A 24,129-nucleotide genomic window follows, 5' to 3' on the forward strand; every position below is an offset into this window, starting at 1 on the left:
ACCGATGGAACGCCCCGCACTCAATGTGCTGATCGTCGAGGATGACGTGGTTGACCGCATGGCGTGCCGCCGCACCTTCGCCGCGGCGCCGGAAGCAGCGTTTACCTTGGTGGAAGCCGATAGCGGGCAGCACGGACTGACCGTTGCCCGGCAAGGCCAGGTCGATTGCATCCTGCTCGACTATGGCTTGCCCGACATGAGCGGGCTGGAGTTCCTGGCTCAACTGCCGCCGTCCGGGCCGCCGGTCATGATGCTGACCGGCGCCGACAGCGCGATGGTGGCGGCGGAAGCCATGCGGCGCGGCGCCCGCGACTACCTGGTCAAGGATGGCGAGGGACGCTACCTGGCGCAATTGCCCGCCGCCATCTTGCGCATGTTGCGCGAACAGCGGCTGCTCGATGGCAAGCAGCGCGCGGAAGCGGAATTGCGCAAGCTGGCCGCGCACCAGGAAAGCATCCGTGAAGATGAGCGCAAGCGCATTGCCCAGGAAATTCATGATGAACTGGGCGGCTTGCTGACCGGGATTAAGGCCTATATCGGCGTGGCCATCGAACGGGCAGGCGGCCATGCCGACCCGCTGCTGGCGGAAGCGTCAGGGCTGGCGCAGGACGCGATCGCCACCGTGCGGCGCGTGATCACCGACTTGCGGCCCAGCGTGCTCGACCAGCTGGGCCTGTGGGCGGCGCTGGAATGGCATACGGAACAGGTGGCGCAGCGCTCCGGCCTGCGCTGCGCCTGCCGCATCGAACCCGATGCCGCGGAGCTGGAACTGGACGCGGGCCGCAGCACCATGCTGTTCCGCGTGGTGCAGGAAGGATTGACCAACGTGGTGCGCCATGCGCAGGCGGCGTCGGTGCTGGTCGATGCGTGGCGCGACGGTGGCAGTTTGCTGATCACCCTGGTGGATGATGGCGTCGGGATTACGGAAGAACGGCTGCGCAATGGCGCATCCTGGGGGATTATCGGTATGCAGGAAAGGGTGCGCCATTTTGGCGGGGAATTGCAGATTCGGCCGGGCGACGCGGGCGGCACGTTATTGCGCGTGCAGTTGCCGCTGGAGGCCACTCCATGAGTGCGATCCGTGTCTTGCTGGTCGATGACCACGCGATTGCCCGCAACGGTGTGCGCCTGATGCTGGGGACGGCCGACGGCATCGAGGTGGGCGGTGAAGCGTGCAACGCCACCGAAGCGCTGCAGCGCCTTGGCGAACAGGAATATGACGTGGCGCTAGTCGATATCCAGATGCCGGGCAAAAACGGGCTGGATTTGCTGCGCCAGTTGCGCAGCGACTATCCGCGCATGGCGGTGCTGATGCTGAGCACCTATTCGGAAGATATTTATGCGGTGCGGGCGTTGAAAGGCGGTGCGGCGGGTTATCTCACCAAGGACGCGCCGACCTCGACGCTGGTGGACGCCGTGCGCAAGGCCGCCCATGGCGGCAAACATGTCAGCCCCGCGCTGCTGGAAAAACTGGCCAGCCTGGTGGGCGGCGGCGGCGTGCAGGGCGTGGAAGCGCTGTCGAACCGCGAGCTGGAAGTGTTTAAATTGATTGCCGCCGGCGAATCGTTGGTGAAAATCGGTGAAACCCTGCACCTCAGTCCCAATACCGTGACCACGTACCGCAGCCGCATCCTGGAAAAGATGGGCATGGCCAGCAACGCCGACCTGACGCGGTACGCGATCGAACACGGCCTGATTTGAGACCGGCCGGTCCGGCTTAGCGCACGAACGCGGGGCGCTTCGGATCGAAGGTCCAGCCGGGGATGAAGTATTGCATTTGCACGGCGTCGTTGCGCGCGCCCAGGCCCATGCCCCGGTACACCTGGTGGGCTTGTTCCACCGCCTGCATGTCAAGTTCCACGCCCAGGCCCGGCGTGGCTGGCACTTGCACCTTGCCGCCGGCGATGTGTAGCGGATTGCTGGTCAGGTATTGGCCATCCTGCCAGATCCAGTGGGTGTCAATCGCGGTGATCTTGCCCGGCGCGGCGGCGGCCACGTGGGTGAACATCGCCAGCGAAATATCGAAGTGGTTGTTCGAATGCGAACCCCAGGTCAGGCCCCACGCCTCGCACAGCTGCGCCACCCGCACCGAGCCCTGCATGGTCCAGAAGTGCGGGTCGGCCAGCGGGATATCGACCGATTGCAACTGGATCGCATGGCTCATCTGGCGCCAGTCGGTGGCGATCATGTTGGTGGCGGTCGGCAGGCCGGTGGCGCGGCGGAATTCCGCCATGGTTTCGCGTCCCGAATAACCATCTTCGGCGCCGCACGGATCTTCCGCATAGGCCAGCACGTGGTGCTGGTCGCGGCACAGGCGGATCGCATCTTTCAGCAGCCAGCCGCCGTTCGGGTCCAGCGTCACGCGCGCATCGGGAAATCGCTCGGCCAGCGCGGTGACGGCGGCGATTTCTTCTTCCCCCCGGAACACGCCGCCTTTCAGCTTGAAGTCCTTGAAGCCATAGCGCGCATAGGCCGCCTCGGCCAGCCGCACCACGGATTCCGGGGTCACGGCTTCCTCATGGCGCAGGCGCAGCCAGTCGTCCGTAGCGTCGGCGCCATTGTCATACGGCAGGCCGGTCTTATTGCGGTCACCCACATAGAACAGGTAACCAAGCATGTCCACTTCGGCGCGCTGCTGGCCCTCGCCCAGCAGGGCGCACACGGGCACGCCCATGAATTTGCCCACCAGGTCCAGCAGCGCCGCCTCCAGTGCCGTGACCGCGTGCACGGCAATGCGCAAGTCAAAGGTTTGCAAGCCACGGCCGCCCTGGTCGCGGTCGGCGAAGGCCGCGCGGGCGCGGTTCAGAATCGCCTGGTACTGGCCGATCGGCTGGCCGATCACGAGGTCGCGCGCGTCGTCCAGGGTCTTGCGGATGGCCTCGCCGCCCGGCACTTCGCCCACGCCCGTGTTGCCGCTGCTGTCGGTCAGGATCACGAGGTTGCGCGTAAAGTAGGGGCCGTGGGCGCCGGACAGGTTGAGCAACATGCTGTCGCGGCCGGCAACGGGAATGACGCGCATGGCGCGGATGAGGGGAGTGGTGGTCATGTGGTGTTTGAAATGATTGAAAATGATGTGTTGTAATGAAATTCGATGCAGTTTACATTTTCAATCATATTGCGCCATAAGGGAATTAGCAAGCCATGCCGCATGGTTGGAAATGATTGAAAATGATGATGCGCTGGATTCCACGACCGGGGATCTGCAGTTAAAATTGCGCTTTTCTCCACGAACCGCCCATGGAAACCATTACCCCGGATGACAACGCCCCCCGCCATATCACCAGCGCCACGCTGATCGATGTGGCGCGGGTGGCCGGGGTGTCGCCGATCACGGTGTCGCGCGCGCTGAACCAGCCGCAACTGGTGCGGCCCGGCACCCTGGCCCGCATCCAGGCCGCCGTGCGGGAAACCGGTTACGCGAAAAATCCCGGGCCTTCGGCGGCGGTGCAGCCGGGCGGGCGCAGCAAGCTGGTGGCGCTGATTTTGCCCACCGTATCGAATCCCATCTTTGCCGACATGGTGCAGGCGGCCAGCGACAAGCTGACCGACGGTGGCTACCAGCTGTTACTGGGCCTGGCCGGTTATGAATTGTGGCGCGAGGAAATCCTGGTGGAAACCGTGTTGAGCCGCAAACCGGACGGCATCATTTTGACCGGCACGCTACACTCCGACAACACGCGCAAGCATTTGGCCGAGGCCGGCATCCCGGTGGTGGAAACCTGGGATTTGACGCCGTCGCCAATCGACATGGTGGTGGGGTTTTCCCACGAGGAGGTCGGCAAGACCGTGGCGCAGCGCATGCTGGACAAGGGTTACCGGCGCATCGCGCTGCTGACCGCCAGCGATCCGCGCGCGGCGCGCCGCAACCAGGGCATGCAGGCCGCGCTGGCGCGCCAGGGCGTGAGCGTGGCGGCGACGGAAACCGTGGCGGTGCCGGCCAGCCTGCAACTGGGCCGCGAAGGCTGCGCGCGGCTGCTGGCGTCCGCGCCGGACATCGAGCTGGTGGTGTGCAGTTCCGATACCTTGGCGCAGGGCGCGCTGACGGAAGCGGCCAGCCGGGGCATCAATGTGCCGAACCAGTTGGCGATCCTGGGCTTTGGCGACTTGAATTTTGCCGCCCACACATATCCGTCGCTGTCGAGCGTGCGGGTCGACGGCCACGCGATCGGGCGGCTGGCCGCCGACGCGCTGCTACAGCGGCTGGCGTTGCCGGCCGGGGCTGCGCTGGTCAAGCCGCAAGTGATCGACACGGGGTTTGAATTGATCGAACGGGGTAGTACGTAACGCTAACTGGTATCCAACCATTGGGGGCGGAGATGGGCGCAGATTCCTTTATTGCTTTTTACGGCGTCAAGGTCGCACTGGACCCGGATGATGAAGACACGCTGGACGCCTGTGATGACGGCACCGACCCGCGCTGCATGGCGGCGCGGCGCGCCGGGCTCGACACCTTTACGGGGCAGATGACGGACGGCGAGGATTGTTTCCTGTATATCGGCCAGCGGCTGGCCTGGCTGGGGCTCGAGCATGACACCTATGCGGTGGTGGACATGAAACGCCTGGCGGAAATTGCCGGCGATGTCGATGCGAAATTGCTGGAAGCGGACTTGATGCAGGCGGCCGCGCTGCATTGGCAGTTTATTGGGCAGTATTGAGCGGTCAAGCCGTTCCGGGGATTCGACGCCATGCCGCGCAGTAGGCTTGGTGAAATCTTGGCGGCGCATCAGGCTGTGTGCGCATGCAAAGCATATGCGTGGTCAGTATGTCACTTTCCTCGGCGTTTTCGGGCGCGGCCTGGCAGCTCCTTTGATGGCCCGAATTGCTTCGGGGTGGGGACTGCATATGTGCCGGAAGATGATTTAGCGAGCGACAGGAGAGGCGCCCGGCTCGCCGGGTGACGTCCGCGATGGCAGTTCGCTTGGCTTTTTTGCTTCCTTTGAGAGAAAAGCCTGAACATCCGACACGCGATCTGCATATGCGTATTCGAAATTCTCGATGGCCCCCGGAAGTTCGATTGCGCACCATCGCATTGCTTGTGCGTCGTTTTGTCCGGCCTGCGTTAGCCGCGTTGCCATTTCTTCCCTGGGCATCTCCCGCTCGGCAAGCCCGAAGAGCTTCGCGTATAGGGGCACCGAAGAAGACATTAGCTCTTTTCGACGCTCGCCTTCTGCAGCAGGGAAGATGTCTCTGCAGAAGTTGGTCCAGAGACGAAGTGAGTTGGCAAGCGAAATGATTTCGCCAACCATCCTTTCTGTGACTGGAAGCTCATCAAGCACTTCTACTTGAGGGGCGAACTGGCGATTCAGGCTTAGCCGGTGTACCTTTCCTGCCGTAATCTTGATCTCTACTCTTGGCACCTTCTTCCACTCACCATCTCGTGGGGACGGGGGAAAAAATTCGTAGCAATCCTTACTAGTACCGCTAAATTCAGATTGCTCGTAGTAGACAAAGTAGTTGCCGGGGTCAATCTTTTGCAGGTTTAGTCCGGACGTGAGGACGGGGCCATCAGGAAGCTGTTGCATTCCAAGGAGCTTGCTGATATTGCCGCCGCTGCAGGGTTCGCCCAACTTGTGGCTTCTTGTCGCCACGGCAATTTCTCCATATTGGTCAGATCGCGCAAAAGCTGAGTCTGCTAAAAGGCAGGCAAGAAGCATGAGGGCAAACTGTCTTTTCATCATCCGATCGCTTCTAGCTGAAAATTGCTCATGGAGTTGGCGGAATTGCACCAAATGCCATTTGGTGGATATTGCGCTCTAACGAGGCTGTAGAAAAATCCCAACGTGGCAGTAAAGCGAACGTCTGCCAATGGCCGATTGCACCTATTCACGCCGTCGGCAGCACCCTACCGTTATTTTTTCTTTTTCATCAGACCAGCCAATGAGGCAAACGGATTATGCGTTGCCGGCGCGACCTCGGCCGATTTCAGACCAGGTCCCCGGTCGGCCTCAAGGTAACGCGAGTGTTCGTTATCGTGGCAGTAAAGGCACAACAATTCCCAGTTGCTGCCATCAGGCGGATTGTTGTCGTGATTGTGGTCACGATGGTGCACGGTAAGTTGCGAAACATTGGCATGCGTGAATTCGCGCATGCAGCGCCCACACACCCACGGATACATTTTCAGCGAGCGCTCGCGATAGCCCAGCTCGCGCTGGTCGGCCGCGCGCCGTGCGTCGGCCACAATTTTGTCCAGCCGCGCGGCGTCCGGTTTTTTTCCTACAGTCATGCTTATTTCCTTTCCTTACTGTTACATGTTGGCCAGCAGCGCACACCGTCGGCCGGTTCGGCCGCTGGCGCTCCATTGTGGACCCTCAGTTAACAACCTCAATTTCGGCTTCAAGCCACACGGTTGGCTTGGCATTCAACATCGACACCGGGTTCGGATTCAAGTTGAACGTCAATGACTTGGGGACACCACTTACCTTAAATTCCGCACTGGAATCGGCTAACGGTTGTGACCCACAGATAGAACAGAGCGGAATAGCATCAGGAGGTACTACACTCACGCCCGCAATCGCGAAGGTAATGTTGCCTTTGGAAATTGCAATTGCCCCGCGTACAGAAATACTCTGATTCTTTCCTTTCCAAGTCATATTGCAGCCCGAAATCTCGCGAGTATTTGAGCGGGTGGCACTGCCGTTATCAGAATAGACTGGGATTTTACCGCTAACCGTGCAGAGCTTAGTTATCTTGGTCACTTGTCCATTGTGTGCTTCGACCAGCTGGACCATAGCAGTCATATTGGCGTTGCGCAGTACGGGAGGTGCAGGCGGTGGCGGCGGGATTGCATGTGCTGGTAGCGTGCATAATATTAGCGACATAGCTAACAACCGACTTCGGGACAATTCTGCCAGTTTCATAAGATATTATTTTTTTGACTGAGCTGCTCTTTGGCCGTTATCGGCATTGAGCTTCTACATCCTGGACGAAGCTAGGAAATTCTGCCCGTGCGTCTTGCGGCACCTGCGCGGCTTTGCGGGCGGGCGCTGAATTCCTCAACGCAAACGTCTCCAGTTCGGGTTGTGATACACGCGGCGCATCTGGAAATGATGCCAGCATGCGTAGTTCCGGGCGCCAGATTCACTCATGCGGTTCCTGTAGGCGCTGTAACTATGCATAGATAGATCCGGCCACCAAGGCCCGCCGCTACGGGGGGGCGGCACCATCATTCTCGTGTCACCTGCGCATAGTTGCGATCTGCGCATAGGGGCGCTATGTAAACCTTTAAATAGCACCTCATTGCAGTCATTCAGTTTGCCAGTAGTCGACTGCTGCGGGAGGCGCTCATTAAGTCGGGTTTTACCTGACTAGTGCCAAGCAGTAAAAGCGGTCCGCTCCACTTTCTGGTAGTGGGTCCGGGCCACGAACCCATCCCAAAGACTCATACAGGTGAACCGCAGCCCCCATGTTGCCCCAAGTCTCGAGTTCCAGTTGAGTGAAGTTATGGATAACGGCCTGTGCTATTCCCTCGCTCAGCAGTGTTCGGCCGATGCCCTGTCCTTGCATGTTCGCATCGACGTGGAAGCCGAACAGCTTGGCGACAGACCCCTCCATACGCTGAATTGCAAGGCAGCCGACTAGTTTGCCATCTACCTCTGCCACTAATTCGATTTCGTTAGGGGTGTTGGCTTGGCCAAGCGCGCCAATGGCAGCATCTAAGGTGTCAAAATCCGCGATTAAACCGAAAGAAGCTAATGATTTCTGTACTACAGCCTTGGCACCGGAATTATCGATGGGAAGAGCTTTACGGATTGACATTGCTACCTCTTGAGTGATTCAGAGCAATGATTCTATGCGAGAACTTCGCGTCAGTCGAGCGAGCGCCATTCTTCCCATCCATCACGGACCGTCTAGTATTGGCCGGTTGATGTCAATTTAATGCCTAACTGAGGACGCCATCCCTGCCTCACACAGGTCTGCGGGCACAGTCCCAAACCTCAGGAGCAATTCCACCCGTTCCTCCCTCCGGTTTGCGTGTAGCGTTGGGGTTTCCAAACCAAAGCGCCACATGGTCTTCAGGTATCCCAGTGTCCCCAGGGAGGCCAACAATCACTGCTGGCAGCGTGAGCCCTTTTTAACTTCGGCTTGCGCGTCGCAGAAAGTCGGCACTTGCACGGCGCGGCCGTTCGCGGCACAGAAACTCGGGTTTTCACACAGCCTGGCCCCAAAGCGGACGAAAAAAACTCCTGACGAACGATTTTACTATCAACAAAATAGACGATCTTTCTATCGGTTTGTATTTAAATCTATTCTCAAATAACCTGCACGATTTTCCGTGTATCCGAGTTTTCTGAAAAAATATTGGGCTCGTTCGTTTTCAATAGCCACATCCGCCTCTAAACCAGTTAGTTTGAGAACATCTTTGGCGAAATTCATCAAAATGCAAATCGCTTCTTTCATGTAGCCTTTGCCCCATGCGGAATGCCGTAATAAACACCCGACTTCGGCTGTTCGTCGCTCCGCATCGAAGCAGTGGAGACCGCACGTTCCAATGACCTCATCACTATCTCGCAATGTTATGGCCCACTCAATAGACTCACCAATAGCAAGAAGGTGGCGAACGCTTTTTAGCATGATCTCAACGAAATATTGGTTCGGAAAAGGGTCTTCATCCGTATATTTCATTACAAGCGGGTCTCCGTATATATCCAATAGGGCCGCAATATCATCGTCCCCCAACGCCCTTAGGATAATGCGCTCGCTTTTCAGAATAGGCAGGGTCTTGGGTAGTAGAAATTTAACCATTATCTTATGTCGAACGAGAGATGTTTTAATAACTTTTGGAAAGCATGGTTAAACACGTTCGTCTGTGCTCACAACTCCATTATCTGATAGATTCACCTACGACATAGCCATTCCTGTGTCTGCTTTTGGCCGTTCGGCGTTGAACAAGAAGCGCTCGAGGTAAATAACGAGGTTGGGTGCCACGTGTGTCAACGATTAGCCTTAGTCAGATATTGAGAAAATTCCCTGAGCAGGACTTCAGTGTTTTTTCCGTACATGACTTGAAGTGCCGCGTTAAATTCCGTCCCGGACAACACTAACTGAATCAGTTCATCGAATTTAGCGGGTTGTGAGTCGCGCAAGAAATGCACAAACAATGCACCCACCCTGTATAAAAGCCAGTTGGCCGTTCCATTCTTGGTAACCGCATCAAGCGGGTTGCTGCTTGCAAACCAAAAATCTATTTTTCCGGACAGGAATGCGTGCTTTTCTTCGCTACTAATCAGGTTCAGTAGGTTCCCGCCTTTGGTGTAATCTGCGCCGCCGTTTGCAACAAAAACCGCGATGGCTTCGCGGAACCAAAGCGGAATATTCTCCACATGAGCCTTTTCGCCGAGATGGGTGTAAAAAAGGTAGTGCGTCAGCTCGTGCGTGGTCAATTCAGCCAGTCTGGACTCATTCTGGCTAAAAGCGCCGGGAGACAAAAAGAGCTTTCCCCAATAGACAGCGCCTTTCACATTCTTTGATAGGAAAACATATTCATTGAATGAGTTCTGCGACGAGCAAACGTATACTTCGATGGTTTTTTTGAAACGCGCGTGAAGAATGGATTCCACTTGGGCTTGGCTTCCATTTAGAATCGGCTTCAATGCAATTGCATTTTCCTCCGCGGGCTTTTCGTATCGTATGCGCTGGTCATCGCCAAGCAAGACAAAATGATCCGTGGACTTGTATTTTGCCAGGACAGCCTTTAAAAATACGGATTGACTCAAGAAGATGCCCATGATGAAAAGTAGGGCAAGCGAGACTGCGAAAATGACGAGTTTCTTGTGTTTCACGGTTGAGGTCTGGCCACTGGCGAAGAATTCGTATGGATAAGGAGCGACCGAATGTCAGTCTGCTCTTGGCCGAATACAGGCATTAAGAAACCCATTCTAAGGCAGAGGGAGCTGTCATGCCTGAAATGTCGATATGCTTCTTCAGCTTCCTGGCTAAGCAGACGCAGACCGTCTCCTGAGGCCATCCCCAATCCCCAGGGTCCGGAGCCAATTCCACAATTCTGTACTCACATGTTTCAAGGTTAAACTCGACTGTACCCCAATATTTCTGAGTAATCGAATCTGGCGTAAAGCGATAAGTAGCGGTTAAGCCTGATGAAGAAATGAGTTTAGCAAGATAATGGCGTATCGACACCAGTGTGATTCCTTTTCTGTATAGATTGGCACGGCAGTTTATAGCCGGTTGGAGCCTTATATTTTCACTTGGAGCGTTTTCTAGCATCTACAAGCGCCTCCATCAGCTGGCCATCGAAGTACTCGGTCTCGTCTCGTTCCTTGGTCTTCAACCGAAACTCTGCCTCTTCGCACATTTTAATTTCAGCGATTTTTTGATTAAGATATGTTGCCACCATCAAATCAGACAAGTCGCATAGCGAAATTTCCCAACTATCACGGCAACGTTGCATGAGTCCAGTAGTTTCATCGCCTTGCCAAGGCCCCATGATAGTGGACACAGATAATCCGATTGCCATAATTATTTCATTTTCGCGAATGGCTGCTCTTGGCCGAAGGTGGCCGGTGGTTACTGTTCCACCTTCAAGTCCAAATTAATCAATTGTTCTGGGATTTCCATCTGCGCCGCCTCCAGTATCGAGCGGCATTTCTTTGCCGGCGCGCACGGAATGAGAAAATCCCCCTCATTGCTCAACCCAGCGATGTCAAAGAAAACGTTTCCTTTTTTCGATTGCAGCTCCACTTTAACTGGTACGCTAAAAGTCGCGGCGCGGTACATAGTAGCGGTTTCCTCTGGCCTGGCAGCAGGAGTCGGTGCCATTCTAACGTTCATCTTCCCATCCTTCACCTCGAACAATGGCATATCGGCGCGCGTAACGAAGGCCTCTGAAGTAGTTTTCATCGTTATTCCGTTGGTCCAAACATATTCAACACTCATCAATATGGCAAATAAAACGAGTGCCGCTGTCGCTGTTCGAGACATAGGTTTAGTGGTTTCCAATTCACATTTTGGCTAATGGCTTCGATAGTCCGGTCCTGGCCGTAAGCGTCGGCGCCAAGGCTCCTGGATCATTCAGATTTTAGCAGGTTTGAATCGTCTTCTTTTCCCCATGTGCCTTGCCAACTCGAGGTTCTTTCTGGCCAAGCGAAACGATTTCGAGTTTCGCCCCACTTGGCGATAATATATTATCGCGGCAGTTGGTCGTCGCTGATCCAATAACGCGTTTGCTATGTTGTAGAGAAGGTCTCCGCGTTGACTCCAGCAGCTCCGGATGAAGGCTGCGCGATACAATTTTCCGGCTTTGAACGGTTGCCCGAGTTCGCTATAGCAATCAGCGATTGCCCAAAGCGTATCTGCGTCGTTCGGTGCTAGTGCCAATGCTAAGCGAAACACCTTAATTGCCTTCCGTAGGCTGCCCGTTTTATACAATTCGTCCGCCTGCTTGTAGCAAGCCATATGCTGCGGCCATACATCATTTTCAATGCTCATGATCGCAAACCATGTTGGTTTATTGTTTCGTACGACCGGTTCTGGCCGTTATGCGCCCGGTTCTGTCCACCACCTTTGGTAACTATCTCTGACCTCGGCCTTGAGCTGAGCCGCCGATATGTCTGGTGGAGATGACGGTTCGGGCGAGTAGCAGTCACATGCTGTGAAAACTTGATCCATGATTTCGCAAAACTCACGTCCGTCAGCTACTCTAGCCTTGCCTGCATTAATATGCTCCCATAGAGCATCCCGGTCCAAACGCCATTGCCGCATAAAACGGATAATGAACTCATCGGCCGACAGCACGTCTTGAACGAATTGTGCCATTGCGTCCTGATAAATCTTCTGGTGGTTATGGTATGTCATTTCCATTCAGGTCTTATTGTCACTGACGAACGTCGGTTATTGGCCGATTGCACCTATTCACGCCGTCGGCACCACCCTAGCGTTATTCTTTCTTTTTCATCAGACCGGCCAATGAGGCAAACGGATTATGCGTTGCCGGCGCGACCTCGGCCGATTTCAGACCAGGCCCCCGGTCGGCCTCGAGATAACGCGAGTGTTCGTTATCGTGGCAGTAAAGGCACAGCAATTCCCAGTTGCTGCCATCAGGCGGATTGTTGTCGTGATTGTGGTCACGATGGTGCACTGTAAGTTGCGACACATTGGCATGCGTGAATTCGCGCATGCAGCGCCCACACACCCACGGATACATTTTCAGAGAGCGCTCGCGATAGCCCAGCTCGCGCTGGTCGGCCGCGCGCCGTGCGTCGGCCACAATTTTGTCCAGCCGCGCGGCGTCCGGTTTTTTTCCTACAGTCATGCTTATTTCCTTTCCTTACTGTTACATGTTGGCCAGCAGCGCACACCGTCGGCCGGTTCGGCCGCTGGCCCCAAAGCGGACTATGGCTAAAACTTGTACATACCGTTTTGACTTTACGGCTGGGCGAACGAATGACTTATCTTCACGTATCCATCGAGAGCAAGGCGCTGTAGGCGGAGTTGAACAACCTCAATTTCTAGATAAAGGCAAGCAAGTATTTCCGCAGCGGTAAGCCAGAGCGCGAGTCTAGTGTTTTTTAGAAAAAAATCGCGTCGCGAAACTGTTTTATCACCTACTTCCACATCATCGTTAATGCCGTGGCCGAAGGATTTTATAACGGCACTTTGCTGTTGCTTGTCGAACGAATCAATATATTTTCCGAATGAGAATCCGATACTTGCAATATTGTGAACGAGCTTATTGCGCAATGTGGCGAGGCCTAAGAGGAATTTGGATTGCTCATTGGTGATGGCGCCGAGCTTCCTTAAGAGCGTCACTCTTCCAAACTTGGAGTTTGCATAATCTAACTCTGCGAACGAATCCGCTAACTCAGGCGTATCCAGTCGTTTGATCAGGATGTGTGTGCTCGCTGCCTCGAATAAGGCACTTAGCTTGACCACGAAAGACCAATCGTCCTCTTCGAGAATTTTTTCATAAAAACCACTTGGCAATGCGAGGTGCTTTTCAAACTCAAGGATATTATTGAAAATTTCGTTTTTCATATAACTTTTCCAAATAGGAAACGCACCTATGGATCTAAAATTTTAGCGGCGATTCCTGGCCGGTAGCAGCATTCGCATATTCGTTATACACTGTATAACAGATCATGATCGTGCCCGCTGTGCTTACTTCGTAGCGATCAAGTGTGCGCTTTACATCAGGATCGCCGACAGATCTTTCATTATATTGAGTAAGCGAATTAGCATCGCCAAACAGGTCTTTAACGTAACTAATCGAACAACGATTTGGTTCTGACCAAAACTGACTGACTATCTGCCTGCCCTCTTTGAGGCCAAGCATCAAAATCATGCTCTTGCCATTCAAAGTCATTTTCTCCTTCGAAGTAGAGATTGATGTCGAGTTCGGTTCGAGCGTTAAAGAAGTCTTGGGGGATGTTTTGAACCATCCTGTATTTTCTGATAAAACCCTTGTTCCACCAGCTTTTCCCCAACGGAGTCAAGCTATTCACCAATAACAAAGCTTGTTCATAATTTGTAAGTTGAGCACGTATCGTCTTAACGTAATCATATTTATTAATGAAATTAGGTTGACTATCAACGTAACATATTGCCTGGAATAAGTGACGATAGTAGTGCCCTAGGCGCGACTGGTGGCCATCTAAAGGCTGGTACGATAAATCAGAATTACGCTTAATGGCAAATTTCGTCTCTTCCTTGTCAAGGAAATCCGTTAGGTCATCTACATAATTTTCACCGAACCTAGCGATCAGGGATCGTCTTAACATTCGTGTAGAATTTGGGCCAACGCCAAAAAACAAGGCATAGTAGGACACACACAGAAGATCATCGTTGGTGAGTTTTTCAGAACCTTTAAGGCCGCGTATGGTATAAAGGATGCCTTGCCACTCGCGGATCAGCGAGACGAAAACCTTGCGACCCATTTGGTCTCCAACCACGAACTCAGCAACATTTTCACGATGCATCTTCACTAACTCAAAGTACTTACTTTCAAAATTCTGCTGTGTGGAGGCTTGGAGCTGATTTCGCAAATTCGATAATAGAAGTAAAACACTTGCAATCGTAAAAACCGTCCCCACAAACCCGCCTATAAAGTCCCCCAGCAACCCTGCGCCTTGGCTCGAAATTAGCGTCCTCAAATTCGGAACACACACTACCAAGCTGAGCAGGATGAGAAAAATAAGAAAAAGTGTGAGTTCCAACCAATGTTTGGTAAATCTATGAGCATTAGCTTTAGGAGCCGCTAACATTGCGCCGCTCCGGTAATTGTCAATCTGCCATGCCGTCGCGCGGGAAGGACAGCCACAGCGAACGCATCGCTCTAAATTCCCCGTGTTAGTTAAACGGCAGGAGTGACATGACCAATCGAAAGAAACTTGGTTTTTCACAGAATTACTCAATCTCATTAAAATGTATACCATTGACGCGTTTCACTAGCGGAACACTTTGCAGCAACTCAGCAGTGTCTGCACTTTTCAATCCGCAACTCTCGCTTGATGAAATTAAAGCAGACGCCCGCTCTTAGCCGATTGTACGCGGTCGCGTCGTCGCCTTCATCGGCTCTGGGAGTCGACGGTTCATAGGCGTCGATAACGCTGCCATTCGTCCCAAACCTTCTCGGCGATTTCCCCATATGCGCCGATGGGCCCGGCCGTTTCTGCGTCGAACCAAGTACAAAATTCCTCGTGAATTATTTGCTGAACGTCGTCTTTGGTGTTTGCGTGCTGTAATCGAGGAATGATGGTTCCCACTTCTGGGTCGTACTCGTCAGTGTTCGTTTCAAAATTAATTCCGACCGGGTCGGCCGCGAAAAGAAGTTTTGAGAGCGCATCAAAAAGCGCACTGTATTCGCGCCGAACTGCCGTCCTCTTCTGTGCTTCTGTGCTGTTAGTCATGAAAATCTTCTCGTGCATTGACGATGAAACACCGGCCGTTTTTAGAAAGCGCCCGCTGCAACGACTCAGTGTACGACGTTGTTGCTCCCCGGACAAGTAAGTGGTTTTGTTAGGTGTCCCAAGGACTTGAGGTGCGTCCTATTTTCGCAGCCAGCCCAATTTTTCCATTGAAAACCGCGAATCGCCCGGGCGTTCCTGACCAATGCGCGCCGTTCTTTATCAACCGCCAGCCAGCGCCGTACAAGCTCCGTAACGCATGTTTCCGGCTTGATGCCGGGACGTGTTTGCATAAGATGCAGTTTGAGGTCCAGAACCCCCCCTGATGGGCAGGTATAGCGGCTGCTTCGGATCATCAGCCGCGATTCAGTCCCCTTCGAGAAGCGTCTAAAGATTGTCCCGAAGAAACGGAATAGGGCACACTTTAGCCTTCCCCCCCTCGAAACTGGATCAAACCAGACTTTCGCCCTGGATTCCTAGCCCGTTTTCGACGCACGACCTGGATTTTTCAACCGGATTAGACGCCGATGGCCCGGAATATGCCGGGTTAGACCCTGATTCATTTGGCACCCGCCTGACCGCCCCCGAAATAATCATCGCGTTGAACATTCCCGCCTGGTTACCGGCATTAGCATAGTTCCGAAAAATTGAAAGGAACCATGAAGCCCATCGCCTTGCACCGGTTCGCTCCTCTGATGGCCTTGTTGCTGGCCACGCCGTCACCCGCGCAAACGCAGGCCGCTCCCGCCGCCCAGGTCACCGTCAACGGCACGAAAGCCACCGCCGACGATCCGCGCAATATCGTCACGGCGCGCAGCCGTGTGCTGTCGCGCAAGCTGGGTTCTTCATGCAATTTTATGAGCAGCTATAGCGCGAGCGACGATGACGTGACGTTGCGTTACATGCGCGACTTTAACCTCGACGACAGTATCTCCAATCCCGCCGAGCGCATCGATGAGTCCAGTCCGCTGGGCAATGTGGCGCGCATGGCCGATGCGACGTCCGTGGAAAACCCGGTGCCGTCCACCGATGCGATGGCGCCGTCTGTCCAGTGTGGCAACAATGACCGCAATTTCGCGGCCGGGCGCAACCGCATCGAGCGCAAGGATAAATCCATGGTGCAGGCGCTGGCGGCGCTGGACAAGGAAGATTACGCCGCAGCGCTGGCACTGTTTAACACGGCCTACACCAAGCTCGGGACGGATGAAGCGGCGCTGATGATAGGCAAGATGCACTTGCACGGCCTGGGTACGCCGAAAGACCCGGCGCAGGCGCGGGCCTGGCTGATCAAGGTCATCGACATGCGCTACCACCCTGTCGAAGACCGGTTGCAATTCGATCCGGCGCACTCGGAGTGGATGAATGCACGGGTGGAGGCGGCGATGCTGCTGGCGAAAATGGCGCTGCTTGGCGCCGGCTCGGACACGGGCACGGGAATCGGCAACGGCTCTGGCTCCGCCACCAGCGCAGGCACGGGTTCGGGGAGTGGCGCGGCACGCGACGCGGCGCAGGCGCGGCAGTGGTATGCCCGGGCCGCCGGGTATGGCTTTGTGCCGGCGTTGAACATGCTGGGCATGGCGGCGCTGTCAGGTTTTGGCGGTCCAAAAAATGCCGCGCAGGCGCGTGACTGGTTCAGGGAAGCGGCGGAAGCGGGCTATGTGCCGGCCCAATACCAGCTGGGGCAACTGTATTACGACGGCGCACAGGGTATTGTGCAAGACTATAAACAGGCTGGCGCGTGGCTGATGGCGGCTGCCAGGGGCGGGCATGCCGGGGCGATGTTCGGCGCGGCGCGCATGTACGACCTGGGCCATGGCGTGGCGCCGGACCAGCAGCGCGCGCTGGGGCTATACAAGCAGGCCGCTGTCAAAGGCCACCCCGATGCGGAAAGTGCGCTGGCCACGTATTTTTATGAGGGACAACTGGTCAAGCAGGACTACGCGACGGCCCGCAAGCTGTTCCATGAAGCCGCGATGCAGGGCCAGGCCGACGCGATGTTCAACCTGGCGGTGATGCTGGCCGAAGGGCAGGGCGGCGCGCGGGATGTGGCGCTGGCCTACGTATGGATGAACCTGGCAAAGGCATCCGGTCATGCTTCGGCGGGGGCGGCGCTGGGGGAAATCGCGCCGCGGTTGAGTGCGCAGGACAGGGTGACGGCGGATGGTATGTTGAAAACGCCGGCCACGCGGTGAGGCAGGGGGGCTTGATGAATCCAAGCCCCCCTGCGGAATGACCGCGCCGACTCCGGCGCCGGCGGCGGCGGCAGCCTGTCACATGCCCAGACGCCGCAATACTTCCTTGTTCATTTCGCGCGTATGCTGGTTCCAGTACGCCATGGTGTGTTCCAGTTCCGGCTTCAGGCTGTCCGCCAGCGCGTGTTCGCCCGCTGCGCGGGCCCAGATGATGTATTCGGCGCGCGCGGTAAAACTGTTGAACCGGGCCAAAGCTTCGGCAAACGCCGCTTTGGCTTCCGCATTGCGTCCGGCCGCGCCCAGGGTCTGCGCCCGCAAAATGGCAATTTCCTCTGCGCGGAAACTTGGGTCCGCGCGGCGCATGAAATCCATGTGCGCGATGGCGGCATCGATGCGCCCGCAAGCGAGATTGGCGCGCGCGGCGCCACGGCGCACTTCCAGGTCGGCGCCAAACACGCCGTTCAGGCAGGATTCAAAGGTCGAGGCGGCTTCTTGCGCGCTGCCGGCGTCGAGTTGAGCATAGGCCAGGCGCATCTGGTTTTGTGCGGTGGGCGTGAATTCAAAGGCGGCTTGCGCTTCGCGCAATTCCCGCCCCGGGTCCAGGGCCCGCGCCGCCGACGCCACCGCCTTGCGGGCGCCATGTTCCAGGCGCGAATTCGGCAAATAAATCGCGAAGAAGTAGACGATGCTGCCCAGCATCGGGAATGAAAATAAAATCAGCAGCCAGTACAGCTGCTGCCGCGTGCGCACCGCATGCACGGCGAACAGCAGCGCGATGAGGATGTGCAGTCCGAGACCGAAAAGTGGCATGATGGTAGAGATAATGCAGGGCTGAAAGCCAGCATTATCGCCGCAGCGAGGGGGCGGAAAGTACGCGCTTTGTCACAGTCCGCTTCGCGCCTGCGCGTTCAGCCTGCGCAACGTATGGAATCCCTGCACGATCCAGCTGTAGCCGCTGACCAGGACGATCCCGGCCAGCACCAGCAGGGCGCCCAAAATGAAATTGGGTTCGATGTGTTCATCGAGCAGGTAGCCGCCCAGCCCCACGGCAAACAGCGGGGTCAGGAAGGAAAACACGCCCAACCGCGACGCCAGGTAGCGCCGCAGCATGGCGAACCAGGCCAGGTAGCTGACAAACGATGCCACCACGGACTGGAACGCCAGGCTGCCGAGCGCCAGCGGCGTGGCAGTGAAGGTCAGCTGGCCGAGCGCGGCGGCGGCCGGCAGCAGCAGGACCGGCGCGGCCACCAGCTGGTACAGCAGGGTTTCCGTGGCGGGGGCGGACGACAGTTTCGAGCAGCGGATCACCACCGTGGTGGCGCCCCAGGCGGCGCCGGCCGCCACGCACATCAAGTCGCCGGCCAGCATGTTGGCCATGTCGCGCGCCGGGCCCTGGCGGCCAATGAAGGTGACGGCGATACCGATAAACGCCAGCGCAATACCGATCCACTGGCCCGGCGCCAGGCGCTCGGACGGCAGTTTCCAGTGCAGGCCCAGCGCCGCGAAGATTGGCCCGGTGTACAGCAGCACCACGGTATGGCCGGCCGTGGTGTGGCGCAGCGCTTCGCCGATCAGCAAGTATTCCAGTGCAAACAGGAAGCCCGCCATCAGGCCGGGACGCAAGCCGCCGTCCGTGAATTTTTCACGGCGCCACCACATCAGCATGGCCACCAGCACGGCGGCGATGCCAGAGCGCAGTGAGATTTGCAGCAGCGGCGAGACATCAGCCGCCGTGGCTTTCAGCGCGATTTGCTGCAAGCTCCAGGTCAGGCACAGCAGCGCCATCAGGCCGATGGCTTGCCCATCCAATGTTTTGCGCGTGTCCACGGCGATTCCTTCATCAATAAACTAAGATCCATTATGCGCCTGGCAGCTTTGCTTGATATAGTTCAAAACTGACAGAACATAGCGTCAGCCCGCCAGTCGCCGGGGTTGACAGGAAATTGATGACCTCGCCGCCCCGTCACGTCCGGATGCCGCCGTTTACCGACACCCTGCCGGCGCCGATTTATTTCCGCGCGGTCCAGGTGCCGGCCGACACGATTTATCCGTGGCATTGCCACCAGTGGGGCGAGTTCGTGTATTCGTTCAGCGGCGTGATGGAAGTGAAACTGGCCGGCAGCCATTACCTGGCGCCGCCGCAATATGGCGTCTGGCTGCCGCCACGGGTCGAGCATATCGGCCAGAACCGGCTGGCGGCGGAACACAGTTCGCTGTATATCGCGGAAGAGCTGTGCGGCGCGTTGCCGGCGGTGACGTGCGCGCTGGCGGTCGGTCCGCTGGTGCGCGCCATCCTCGAACAGTTGCGCCAGCATCCGCCCGCCAGCCCGATTGACGCCAGCGATGAGCGCCTGCTGCGGGTGCTGGTCGATCAACTGGCCGGCGCGCAATGCGTCGGCAGTTATTTGCCGATGTCGGACGACCCGCTGCTGGCGCCGGTGCTGGCCATGCTGGAAGCCGATCCCGCCGACAACCGCTCGCTGGCGCAACTGGCGCACGCGGCCCACACCACCGAGCGCACCCTGATGCGGCGCTGCCAGCGCGAGCTGGGCATGACCCTGGCCGACTGGCGCCAGCGCTTGCGCGTGGTACGCGCCATGGCGCTGCTGGAAGCCGGGCAGACGGTGGAAGCGGTGGCGCTGGACCTCGGCTATGCCAGCGCGTCGGCGTTTATTGCCATGTTCCGCCGCCTCACCCATGAAACCCCGGATGAATACCGCAAGCGCGCCGGCTCCACAGGAAAAACCCCAGGACGATCCCATGCACATCCTTGACGCGGCCCGCACGGCCGAATCATTGCCATATTCCCTGCTGGTGCCGGCCGTGGCGCAGGCGGCCATCGGCCTGTCCCGTGGCGGGATCGACGCGCCTGAGCGCAAGGTTGTCACCATCGACGCCGATGCCGTGCTGCTGTGCATGCCGGCGGTGGCGCCGGACATCAGTGTGACCAAGCTCATTACCGTCCATGGGAAGAATGCGGCCCATGGCTTGCCGGCCATCCAGGGCGAAGTCATCGTGTTCGATACCGCCACCGGACGGCGGCTGGCGCTGCTCGACGGGCCGACCGTGACGGCGCGCCGCACGGCGGCCATGACCTTGCTGGGCATCGAGACACTGGCGCCACGCCGTCCCGCCTCGGCGCTGTTGATTGGCACGGGCGCGCAGGCGCTGGCCCACGCGCACGCCCTGGCGGACTATTTTGGCGTGCGCGCTTTCCATGTCGCGGGGACGTCGGCGGCCAAGGCGGCAACCTTTGCCGCGGTGTTATTGGCGGCGTTGCAGGCGCGCCATCCGGGTGTGATGGTGCACGCCTGCGCCGTGCAGGCCCTGGCGGAGCGGGCGCTGGAGGCCGATGTGGTGATCGCCTTGACGACGTCCACCGTGCCGGTGATTCCATCGATGCTGCCGGACGATACGCTGGCAATCGGTGTCGGCGCGTTCAAGCGCCACATGGCGGAATTCCCGCCGGCGTTGCTGCACGCGCGCGACATCGTGGTGGACGACGTCCACGGCGCGCGCCATGAAGCGGGAGATTTGATCCAAGCCGGCGTGGACTGGGCCGGTGTGTGCGCGCTGGGCGACATCCTGTCCGGCAAGGCGCCACGGCCGGCGAAGACGCCCGTGTTCAAGACCGTGGGGCAGGCCGCGTGGGACCTGGCGGCGGCGCGGGTGGCCATTGGCCGCTGACGCGGCCTGTTGGATTGCGGCGAGTCTTATTCCCGCACAAAGATCTTTTGCAACAAGCCCAGCAACTGCGCCCGTTCCTGATCGCTCAGCATCGCCGTGGCTTCCGCTTCCAGTTCGCCCGTGGTCTGTTCCGATTGCATGCACAGCGCCGTGCCTTGTCCCGTCAGGATCAAGGTCTGCGAGCGCTTGTCCAGCGGATTGCGCTGGCGCAGTACCAGGCCCCGTGCTTCCAGCTTGTCCAGCATGATCGCGAGGTTCGGCGGCGAGACATTCACCGCCGCCGACAGCCGTTTTTGCGTGATGTTGGGATTGGCCTTCAACAGGCTGAGGACGGAAAATTCCGCCGGCTTCAAGTTGAATTGCGCCATGCGCTCGTCGAACAGCGGCACGATGGTGAGGTAGGCGCGGCGGCAATTGTAGCCAACCAGGCTGAGCAGGTGATCCTGTTTCAGCGGCTGTTCCGCCGCTTCCTGCACGGCATCAATGAGTTCCTTGTGTTTCCTGGTGGGCATGGCAAAAACTCTGCTTTTTGGTTAGCGCTGCATTATAAGGCTAAATAGTTATATCTTAGAAGTACCTATTGTGCAATAAGCCGGGGTTTGCCGTAGCCCGCTATACTCGGACACCACACATGAGAGGAGCGCCCATGACCACACCACGCCAGCCTGTCGTCTTGCCGCCCGGCGGTGGACGCAGCTATCCGATGGGCCGCATTTCCGCACTGTTCAAGGCGGACGGCGACGAATCGGCCAACCAGTATTCGATTTCCGAATGGTGGCTGGAGCCGCGCACCACCGGCCCCGGGGCGCATGCGCACCCGGAAGACGACGTGTTTTATGTGTTGGAAGGAACCATGAGTTTTTTCGTTGGCGACCATTGGGTCGATGCGCCGGCGGGATCGTTCGTGCTGGTGCCGGGCGGCGTCACGCACGATTTTGAAAACCGGGGCGAACGGCGCGCCGGGGTGCTGAATTTCTCGGCCCCGGGCGGGTTTGAACCGGCCATGCCCGGCATCAGCGACTGGTTCCACGAACATCCACCGGGCGCGCCGGCCGGTTGATCGGCTACGCTTCCCCTGCCAGTGATTGATTGCGGAAATCCTTGGGCGTCACGCCGATGCGTTTCTTGAACAGGCGGCTGAAATACGCCGGGTCCTGGAACCCCAGTTCATAGGCGATGCTGGCGACGGGCGAGGGCGCATAGGTCAGCTTGCGGCACGCTTCCAGCATCAGCCGGTCCTGGGCGATGTCGAAGGCGGTCTGCCCCGCGACTTTCAGGCACAGCCGGTTCAGCCGCACCGGGGTAAGGTGCAGGGCGTCCGCATACTGGCCCACTTGCCATTGTTCCCGGTAGCGCTGTTCGACCTGGGCGCGGAAGCGGCTGAACAATTCAAAGTCGCCCCGGCCCGACTGGTGCGCGGACTGCTGTTCCGCCTGCGCCCGCGTCAACAGCACCAGCACGCTGCACGCCAGCCATTCCAGCAAGTGCGTGTGGCCGTAGTGGGGCCAGGCGGCTTCCGCCATCAGGCTGTCGAGCAGTGCCCCGATGCGCGCATGGAGTTCGGGCATGGTCTCCAGCGACAGCGCCAGCGGCTGGATAAACAGCGGCGCAAACAAATCGCCCCGGTCGCGGCCGGCGGAATACACCAGTTGTTCATCGATGGTCAGTACATAACCCTGCGCTTCCTCGGAAAAATCGAAACCGTGTTCCAGCGACGGGTGGATCGTGATGACGGTGGGGCCGATGCGTTCCCACACAGCCTCGCCGACGGCGGCGCGGACTTGCCCTTCCATTAAAAAAAGTACCTGAAACAGGGCCTTGTGCGTGTGGCGGCCGATGTGCCAGTCGTGCTGGCGGCTGCGCGCCTGGATGGTTTCAATATGCACCAGTTCGGCACCTTCCGCCCGCTGTTGCTCGCCGTACAGGGCAAACTGGGGGACGTCTGGCGGGGGAGGGAAAGGCTTGCGGGCCATGGCGGACGACCTTGTGTATGCATTGCGGGTGTGAAAATAGTACAAGTAATTTGCGAAACCATCCATTCTTTTCAGCGCAGGGGGGCACTACGATAGAGCCATCAAAAACAGTCATACACCGAGGAGAAGACCATGCGTACCCAAGTCGCCATCATTGGCGCCGGCCCGGCCGGCCTGCTGTTGTCCCACCTGCTGCATTTGCAGGGGATCGAGTCCATCGTGCTGGAATCGCGTTCCCGCGACGAGATCGAGGCGACCATCCGCGCCGGGGTGCTGGAACAGGGCAGCATGGATATCCTGCTTGACGCCGGTGTCGGCGAACGCATGAAAAAGGAAGGCGCGCTACACCACGGCTTTGACCTGCAATTCGATGGCCGCCGCCACCGCATTGATTTGACGGGGCTGACGGGCAAGGCCATCACGGTCTATCCCCAGCATGAAGTCATCAAGGACCTGGTGGCGGCCCGTATGGCGGCCGATGGCCAATTGCTGTTCCAGGTGACCGACGTGGTCCCGGGCGGGATCGACGGCATCGAACCGTCGGTCACGTTCACGCACAACGGCGAGGCGCGCCGCATCGACGCGGACTTCATCATTGGCTGCGATGGTTTTCACGGCGTATCGCGCCCGGCCATGCCGGCGGCGGGCCGCGAAGATTGCCAGCGTATTTATCCGTTCGGCTGGTTCGGCATCCTGGTGGAATCCAAGCCTTCATCGGACGAATTGATTTATGCGCAGCACGAGCGCGGCTTTGCGCTGGTCAGCACCCGCACCCCGACGGTGCAGCGCCTCTACTTCCAGTGCGACCCGGCCGATAAAGTCGAGAACTGGTCCGATGACCGCATCTGGGCGGAATTGCATGCGCGCCTGGAACACAACGACGGCTGGCAAGTCCAGGAAGGGAAGATTTTCCAGAAGGGCATTATCGGCATGCGCAGCTTTGTCTCGACGCCGATGCAGTCGGGCCGGCTGTTCCTGGCGGGCGATTCGGCGCACATCGTGCCGCCCACCGGCGCCAAGGGGATGAACCTGGCGATTTCCGATGTGCGCCTGCTGTCGCGCGGTCTGGAACAGTTTTACCGCCAGGGCAAGCAGGACTTGCTGCAATCGTATACGGCCGATGCGCTGAAACGCATCTGGCGAGCCGAGTATTTTTCGTGGTGGATGACGCGCCTGATGCACACCTTCGCCGACGCCACGCCGTTCGAACGCCAGATGCAGCGCGCGGAACTGGACAACATCGTGGCGTCGCGCCAGCTGGCGACGGCGCTGGCGGAGAATTATGTTGGCGTGTTTTAAGGCGCGTTGACGCTGGCACGGCAGCTTCCGCTGCGCGGAAACTGCCCTACGCGGTACGAATTTGTGGATGGCGGAAAATGCGTAGGGTGGATTCCGCAAGGCGGAAGCCACCATGCCGGCATG

General features: G+C 57.9%; 28 protein-coding genes. 9 read left to right on the forward strand and 19 right to left on the reverse strand.

Going from position 1 to position 24,129, the window contains the following annotated elements; translation table 11 throughout:
• Positions 1–4 precede the first annotated feature (4 nt).
• Positions 5–1,072 (forward strand): sensor histidine kinase, encoded by a 1,068-nt coding sequence (locus AC1RRC_RS07345; protein WP_493054605.1) that lies wholly within the window; start codon positions 5–7, stop codon positions 1,070–1,072.
• Positions 1,069–1,701, forward strand: coding sequence for a response regulator (locus tag AC1RRC_RS07350; protein WP_493054606.1), 633 nt, complete (start codon positions 1,069–1,071; stop codon positions 1,699–1,701). Before AC1RRC_RS07345 ends, AC1RRC_RS07350 begins: the two co-directional genes overlap by 4 nt.
• Positions 1,702–1,717: 16 nt before the next feature.
• Here AC1RRC_RS07350 and gudD read toward each other — a convergent pair whose 3' ends face one another.
• Positions 1,718–3,046 carry a glucarate dehydratase gene (gene gudD / locus AC1RRC_RS07355; RefSeq protein ID WP_493054607.1) on the reverse strand — a complete coding sequence of 443 codons (1,329 nt, stop codon included), beginning with the start codon at positions 3,044–3,046 and terminating at the stop codon, positions 1,718–1,720.
• 191 nt (positions 3,047–3,237) lie between these two features.
• Between gudD and AC1RRC_RS07360 the strand changes: the two genes are divergently transcribed.
• Positions 3,238–4,284, forward strand: coding sequence for a LacI family DNA-binding transcriptional regulator (locus AC1RRC_RS07360; protein WP_493054608.1), 1,047 nt, complete (start codon positions 3,238–3,240; stop codon positions 4,282–4,284).
• 32 nt (positions 4,285–4,316) lie between these two features.
• Positions 4,317–4,655 (forward strand): hypothetical protein, encoded by a 339-nt coding sequence (locus AC1RRC_RS07365; protein ID WP_493054609.1) that lies wholly within the window; start codon positions 4,317–4,319, stop codon positions 4,653–4,655.
• A gap of 204 nt (positions 4,656–4,859) precedes the next feature.
• Here AC1RRC_RS07365 and AC1RRC_RS07370 read toward each other — a convergent pair whose 3' ends face one another.
• The 14 genes from AC1RRC_RS07370 to AC1RRC_RS07435 all read right to left on the reverse strand — a co-directional run bounded on the left by AC1RRC_RS07370 (position 4,860) and on the right by AC1RRC_RS07435 (position 14,858).
• Positions 4,860–5,678, reverse strand: coding sequence for a hypothetical protein (locus tag AC1RRC_RS07370; protein ID WP_493054610.1), 819 nt, complete (start codon positions 5,676–5,678; stop codon positions 4,860–4,862).
• A 170-nt stretch (positions 5,679–5,848) separates the two neighbouring features.
• Complete coding sequence (locus AC1RRC_RS07375) at positions 5,849–6,223, reverse strand: YajD family HNH nuclease (RefSeq protein WP_493054611.1); 375 nt, start codon at positions 6,221–6,223, stop codon at positions 5,849–5,851.
• 85 nt (positions 6,224–6,308) lie between these two features.
• On the reverse strand, positions 6,309–6,737 hold the full coding sequence (locus AC1RRC_RS07380; RefSeq protein WP_493054612.1) for a hypothetical protein: 429 nt from the start codon (positions 6,735–6,737) through the stop codon (positions 6,309–6,311).
• Positions 6,738–7,296: 559 nt separating this feature from the next.
• Complete coding sequence (locus tag AC1RRC_RS07385) at positions 7,297–7,755, reverse strand: GNAT family N-acetyltransferase (protein ID WP_493054613.1); 459 nt, start codon at positions 7,753–7,755, stop codon at positions 7,297–7,299.
• Between the two features lie 468 nt (positions 7,756–8,223).
• Positions 8,224–8,742, reverse strand: coding sequence for a GNAT family N-acetyltransferase (locus AC1RRC_RS07390; RefSeq protein WP_493054614.1), 519 nt, complete (start codon positions 8,740–8,742; stop codon positions 8,224–8,226).
• Positions 8,743–8,930: 188 nt separating this feature from the next.
• A complete protein-coding gene (locus AC1RRC_RS07395; protein WP_493054615.1) occupies positions 8,931–9,779 on the reverse strand; it encodes a hypothetical protein in 849 nt (282 codons plus the stop codon).
• A 419-nt stretch (positions 9,780–10,198) separates the two neighbouring features.
• Entirely contained in the window at positions 10,199–10,471 is a 273-nt protein-coding gene (locus tag AC1RRC_RS07400) for a hypothetical protein (RefSeq protein ID WP_493054616.1), read from the reverse strand.
• A gap of 50 nt (positions 10,472–10,521) precedes the next feature.
• Entirely contained in the window at positions 10,522–10,854 is a 333-nt protein-coding gene (locus AC1RRC_RS07405; protein ID WP_493054617.1) for a hypothetical protein, read from the reverse strand.
• A gap of 171 nt (positions 10,855–11,025) precedes the next feature.
• Entirely contained in the window at positions 11,026–11,442 is a 417-nt protein-coding gene (locus AC1RRC_RS07410) for a tetratricopeptide repeat protein (RefSeq protein WP_493054618.1), read from the reverse strand.
• Between the two features lie 48 nt (positions 11,443–11,490).
• Positions 11,491–11,814 carry a colicin immunity domain-containing protein gene (locus tag AC1RRC_RS07415; protein ID WP_493054619.1) on the reverse strand — a complete coding sequence of 108 codons (324 nt, stop codon included), beginning with the start codon at positions 11,812–11,814 and terminating at the stop codon, positions 11,491–11,493.
• 76 nt (positions 11,815–11,890) lie between these two features.
• Positions 11,891–12,265: a YajD family HNH nuclease gene (locus tag AC1RRC_RS07420; protein WP_493054620.1), complete on the reverse strand. Its 375-nt coding sequence runs from the start codon at positions 12,263–12,265 to the stop codon at positions 11,891–11,893.
• Positions 12,266–12,378: 113 nt separating this feature from the next.
• Positions 12,379–12,987 carry a hypothetical protein gene (locus AC1RRC_RS07425; protein WP_493054621.1) on the reverse strand — a complete coding sequence of 203 codons (609 nt, stop codon included), beginning with the start codon at positions 12,985–12,987 and terminating at the stop codon, positions 12,379–12,381.
• A 227-nt stretch (positions 12,988–13,214) separates the two neighbouring features.
• Positions 13,215–14,213, reverse strand: coding sequence for a putative phage abortive infection protein (locus tag AC1RRC_RS07430; protein WP_493054622.1), 999 nt, complete (start codon positions 14,211–14,213; stop codon positions 13,215–13,217).
• Between the two features lie 327 nt (positions 14,214–14,540).
• Positions 14,541–14,858 (reverse strand): hypothetical protein, encoded by a 318-nt coding sequence (locus AC1RRC_RS07435; protein ID WP_493054623.1) that lies wholly within the window; start codon positions 14,856–14,858, stop codon positions 14,541–14,543.
• A gap of 656 nt (positions 14,859–15,514) precedes the next feature.
• On the opposite strand from AC1RRC_RS07435, the gene AC1RRC_RS07440 reads away from it, so the two are divergent.
• Complete coding sequence (locus AC1RRC_RS07440; RefSeq protein WP_493054624.1) at positions 15,515–17,047, forward strand: SEL1-like repeat protein; 1,533 nt, start codon at positions 15,515–15,517, stop codon at positions 17,045–17,047.
• Positions 17,048–17,125: 78 nt separating this feature from the next.
• Here AC1RRC_RS07440 and AC1RRC_RS07445 read toward each other — a convergent pair whose 3' ends face one another.
• On the reverse strand, positions 17,126–17,857 hold the full coding sequence (locus AC1RRC_RS07445) for a hypothetical protein (RefSeq protein ID WP_493054625.1): 732 nt from the start codon (positions 17,855–17,857) through the stop codon (positions 17,126–17,128).
• 72 nt (positions 17,858–17,929) lie between these two features.
• Positions 17,930–18,874, reverse strand: coding sequence for a DMT family transporter (locus AC1RRC_RS07450; RefSeq protein WP_493054626.1), 945 nt, complete (start codon positions 18,872–18,874; stop codon positions 17,930–17,932).
• A gap of 119 nt (positions 18,875–18,993) precedes the next feature.
• On the opposite strand from AC1RRC_RS07450, the gene AC1RRC_RS07455 reads away from it, so the two are divergent.
• Both AC1RRC_RS07455 and AC1RRC_RS07460 read left to right on the forward strand, forming a co-directional pair.
• Positions 18,994–19,821, forward strand: a complete 828-nt coding sequence (locus AC1RRC_RS07455) for an AraC family ligand binding domain-containing protein (RefSeq protein ID WP_493054627.1) — start codon at positions 18,994–18,996, stop codon at positions 19,819–19,821.
• Positions 19,808–20,734 (forward strand): delta(1)-pyrroline-2-carboxylate reductase family protein, encoded by a 927-nt coding sequence (locus tag AC1RRC_RS07460; RefSeq protein ID WP_493054628.1) that lies wholly within the window; start codon positions 19,808–19,810, stop codon positions 20,732–20,734. Before AC1RRC_RS07455 ends, AC1RRC_RS07460 begins: the two co-directional genes overlap by 14 nt.
• 26 nt (positions 20,735–20,760) lie before the next feature.
• Here the strand turns inward: AC1RRC_RS07460 and AC1RRC_RS07465 are convergent, their stop codons facing one another.
• Entirely contained in the window at positions 20,761–21,246 is a 486-nt protein-coding gene (locus tag AC1RRC_RS07465) for a MarR family winged helix-turn-helix transcriptional regulator (protein WP_493054629.1), read from the reverse strand.
• 134 nt (positions 21,247–21,380) lie between these two features.
• On the opposite strand from AC1RRC_RS07465, the gene AC1RRC_RS07470 reads away from it, so the two are divergent.
• Complete coding sequence (locus AC1RRC_RS07470; RefSeq protein WP_493054630.1) at positions 21,381–21,794, forward strand: cupin domain-containing protein; 414 nt, start codon at positions 21,381–21,383, stop codon at positions 21,792–21,794.
• A gap of 4 nt (positions 21,795–21,798) precedes the next feature.
• Here the strand turns inward: AC1RRC_RS07470 and AC1RRC_RS07475 are convergent, their stop codons facing one another.
• Complete coding sequence (locus tag AC1RRC_RS07475) at positions 21,799–22,707, reverse strand: helix-turn-helix domain-containing protein (RefSeq protein WP_493054631.1); 909 nt, start codon at positions 22,705–22,707, stop codon at positions 21,799–21,801.
• A 132-nt stretch (positions 22,708–22,839) separates the two neighbouring features.
• Here AC1RRC_RS07475 and AC1RRC_RS07480 point away from each other — a divergent pair, with 132 nt between their 5' ends.
• Positions 22,840–24,006 (forward strand): 4-hydroxybenzoate 3-monooxygenase, encoded by a 1,167-nt coding sequence (locus AC1RRC_RS07480; RefSeq protein ID WP_493054632.1) that lies wholly within the window; start codon positions 22,840–22,842, stop codon positions 24,004–24,006.
• The last annotated feature ends 123 nt before the right edge of the window (positions 24,007–24,129 follow it).

It is taken from the genome of Pseudoduganella sp. GW821-FHT12E03, from assembly GCF_058807115.1.

Bases quoted from the DNA above. Each gene is read 5' to 3' on its own strand.
- AC1RRC_RS07445 (WP_493054625.1), bottom strand. From the start codon at position 17,857: ATGCCACTTTTCGGTCTCGGACTGCACATCCTCATCGCGCTGCTGTTC.
- AC1RRC_RS07455 (WP_493054627.1), top strand. From the start codon at position 18,994: ATGACCTCGCCGCCCCGTCACGTCCGGATGCCGCCGTTTACCGACACC.
- AC1RRC_RS07430 (WP_493054622.1), bottom strand. From the start codon at position 14,213: ATGTTAGCGGCTCCTAAAGCTAATGCTCATAGATTTACCAAACATTGG.
- AC1RRC_RS07345 (WP_493054605.1), top strand. From the start codon at position 5: ATGGAACGCCCCGCACTCAATGTGCTGATCGTCGAGGATGACGTGGTT.
- AC1RRC_RS07440 (WP_493054624.1), top strand. From the start codon at position 15,515: ATGAAGCCCATCGCCTTGCACCGGTTCGCTCCTCTGATGGCCTTGTTG.
- AC1RRC_RS07350 (WP_493054606.1), top strand. From the start codon at position 1,069: ATGAGTGCGATCCGTGTCTTGCTGGTCGATGACCACGCGATTGCCCGC.
- AC1RRC_RS07400 (WP_493054616.1), bottom strand. From the start codon at position 10,471: ATGGCAATCGGATTATCTGTGTCCACTATCATGGGGCCTTGGCAAGGC.
- AC1RRC_RS07475 (WP_493054631.1), bottom strand. From the start codon at position 22,707: ATGGCCCGCAAGCCTTTCCCTCCCCCGCCAGACGTCCCCCAGTTTGCC.
- AC1RRC_RS07410 (WP_493054618.1), bottom strand. From the start codon at position 11,442: ATGAGCATTGAAAATGATGTATGGCCGCAGCATATGGCTTGCTACAAG.
- AC1RRC_RS07480 (WP_493054632.1), top strand. From the start codon at position 22,840: ATGCGTACCCAAGTCGCCATCATTGGCGCCGGCCCGGCCGGCCTGCTG.
- AC1RRC_RS07420 (WP_493054620.1), bottom strand. From the start codon at position 12,265: ATGACTGTAGGAAAAAAACCGGACGCCGCGCGGCTGGACAAAATTGTG.
- AC1RRC_RS07365 (WP_493054609.1), top strand. From the start codon at position 4,317: ATGGGCGCAGATTCCTTTATTGCTTTTTACGGCGTCAAGGTCGCACTG.
- AC1RRC_RS07470 (WP_493054630.1), top strand. From the start codon at position 21,381: ATGACCACACCACGCCAGCCTGTCGTCTTGCCGCCCGGCGGTGGACGC.
- AC1RRC_RS07370 (WP_493054610.1), bottom strand. From the start codon at position 5,678: ATGATGAAAAGACAGTTTGCCCTCATGCTTCTTGCCTGCCTTTTAGCA.
- AC1RRC_RS07360 (WP_493054608.1), top strand. From the start codon at position 3,238: ATGGAAACCATTACCCCGGATGACAACGCCCCCCGCCATATCACCAGC.
- AC1RRC_RS07415 (WP_493054619.1), bottom strand. From the start codon at position 11,814: ATGGAAATGACATACCATAACCACCAGAAGATTTATCAGGACGCAATG.
- AC1RRC_RS07405 (WP_493054617.1), bottom strand. From the start codon at position 10,854: ATGAAAACTACTTCAGAGGCCTTCGTTACGCGCGCCGATATGCCATTG.
- AC1RRC_RS07460 (WP_493054628.1), top strand. From the start codon at position 19,808: ATGCACATCCTTGACGCGGCCCGCACGGCCGAATCATTGCCATATTCC.
- AC1RRC_RS07380 (WP_493054612.1), bottom strand. From the start codon at position 6,737: ATGACTGCTATGGTCCAGCTGGTCGAAGCACACAATGGACAAGTGACC.
- AC1RRC_RS07385 (WP_493054613.1), bottom strand. From the start codon at position 7,755: ATGTCAATCCGTAAAGCTCTTCCCATCGATAATTCCGGTGCCAAGGCT.
- AC1RRC_RS07375 (WP_493054611.1), bottom strand. From the start codon at position 6,223: ATGACTGTAGGAAAAAAACCGGACGCCGCGCGGCTGGACAAAATTGTG.
- AC1RRC_RS07390 (WP_493054614.1), bottom strand. From the start codon at position 8,742: ATGGTTAAATTTCTACTACCCAAGACCCTGCCTATTCTGAAAAGCGAG.
- AC1RRC_RS07425 (WP_493054621.1), bottom strand. From the start codon at position 12,987: ATGAAAAACGAAATTTTCAATAATATCCTTGAGTTTGAAAAGCACCTC.
- AC1RRC_RS07435 (WP_493054623.1), bottom strand. From the start codon at position 14,858: ATGACTAACAGCACAGAAGCACAGAAGAGGACGGCAGTTCGGCGCGAA.
- gudD (WP_493054607.1), bottom strand. From the start codon at position 3,046: ATGACCACCACTCCCCTCATCCGCGCCATGCGCGTCATTCCCGTTGCC.
- AC1RRC_RS07465 (WP_493054629.1), bottom strand. From the start codon at position 21,246: ATGCCCACCAGGAAACACAAGGAACTCATTGATGCCGTGCAGGAAGCG.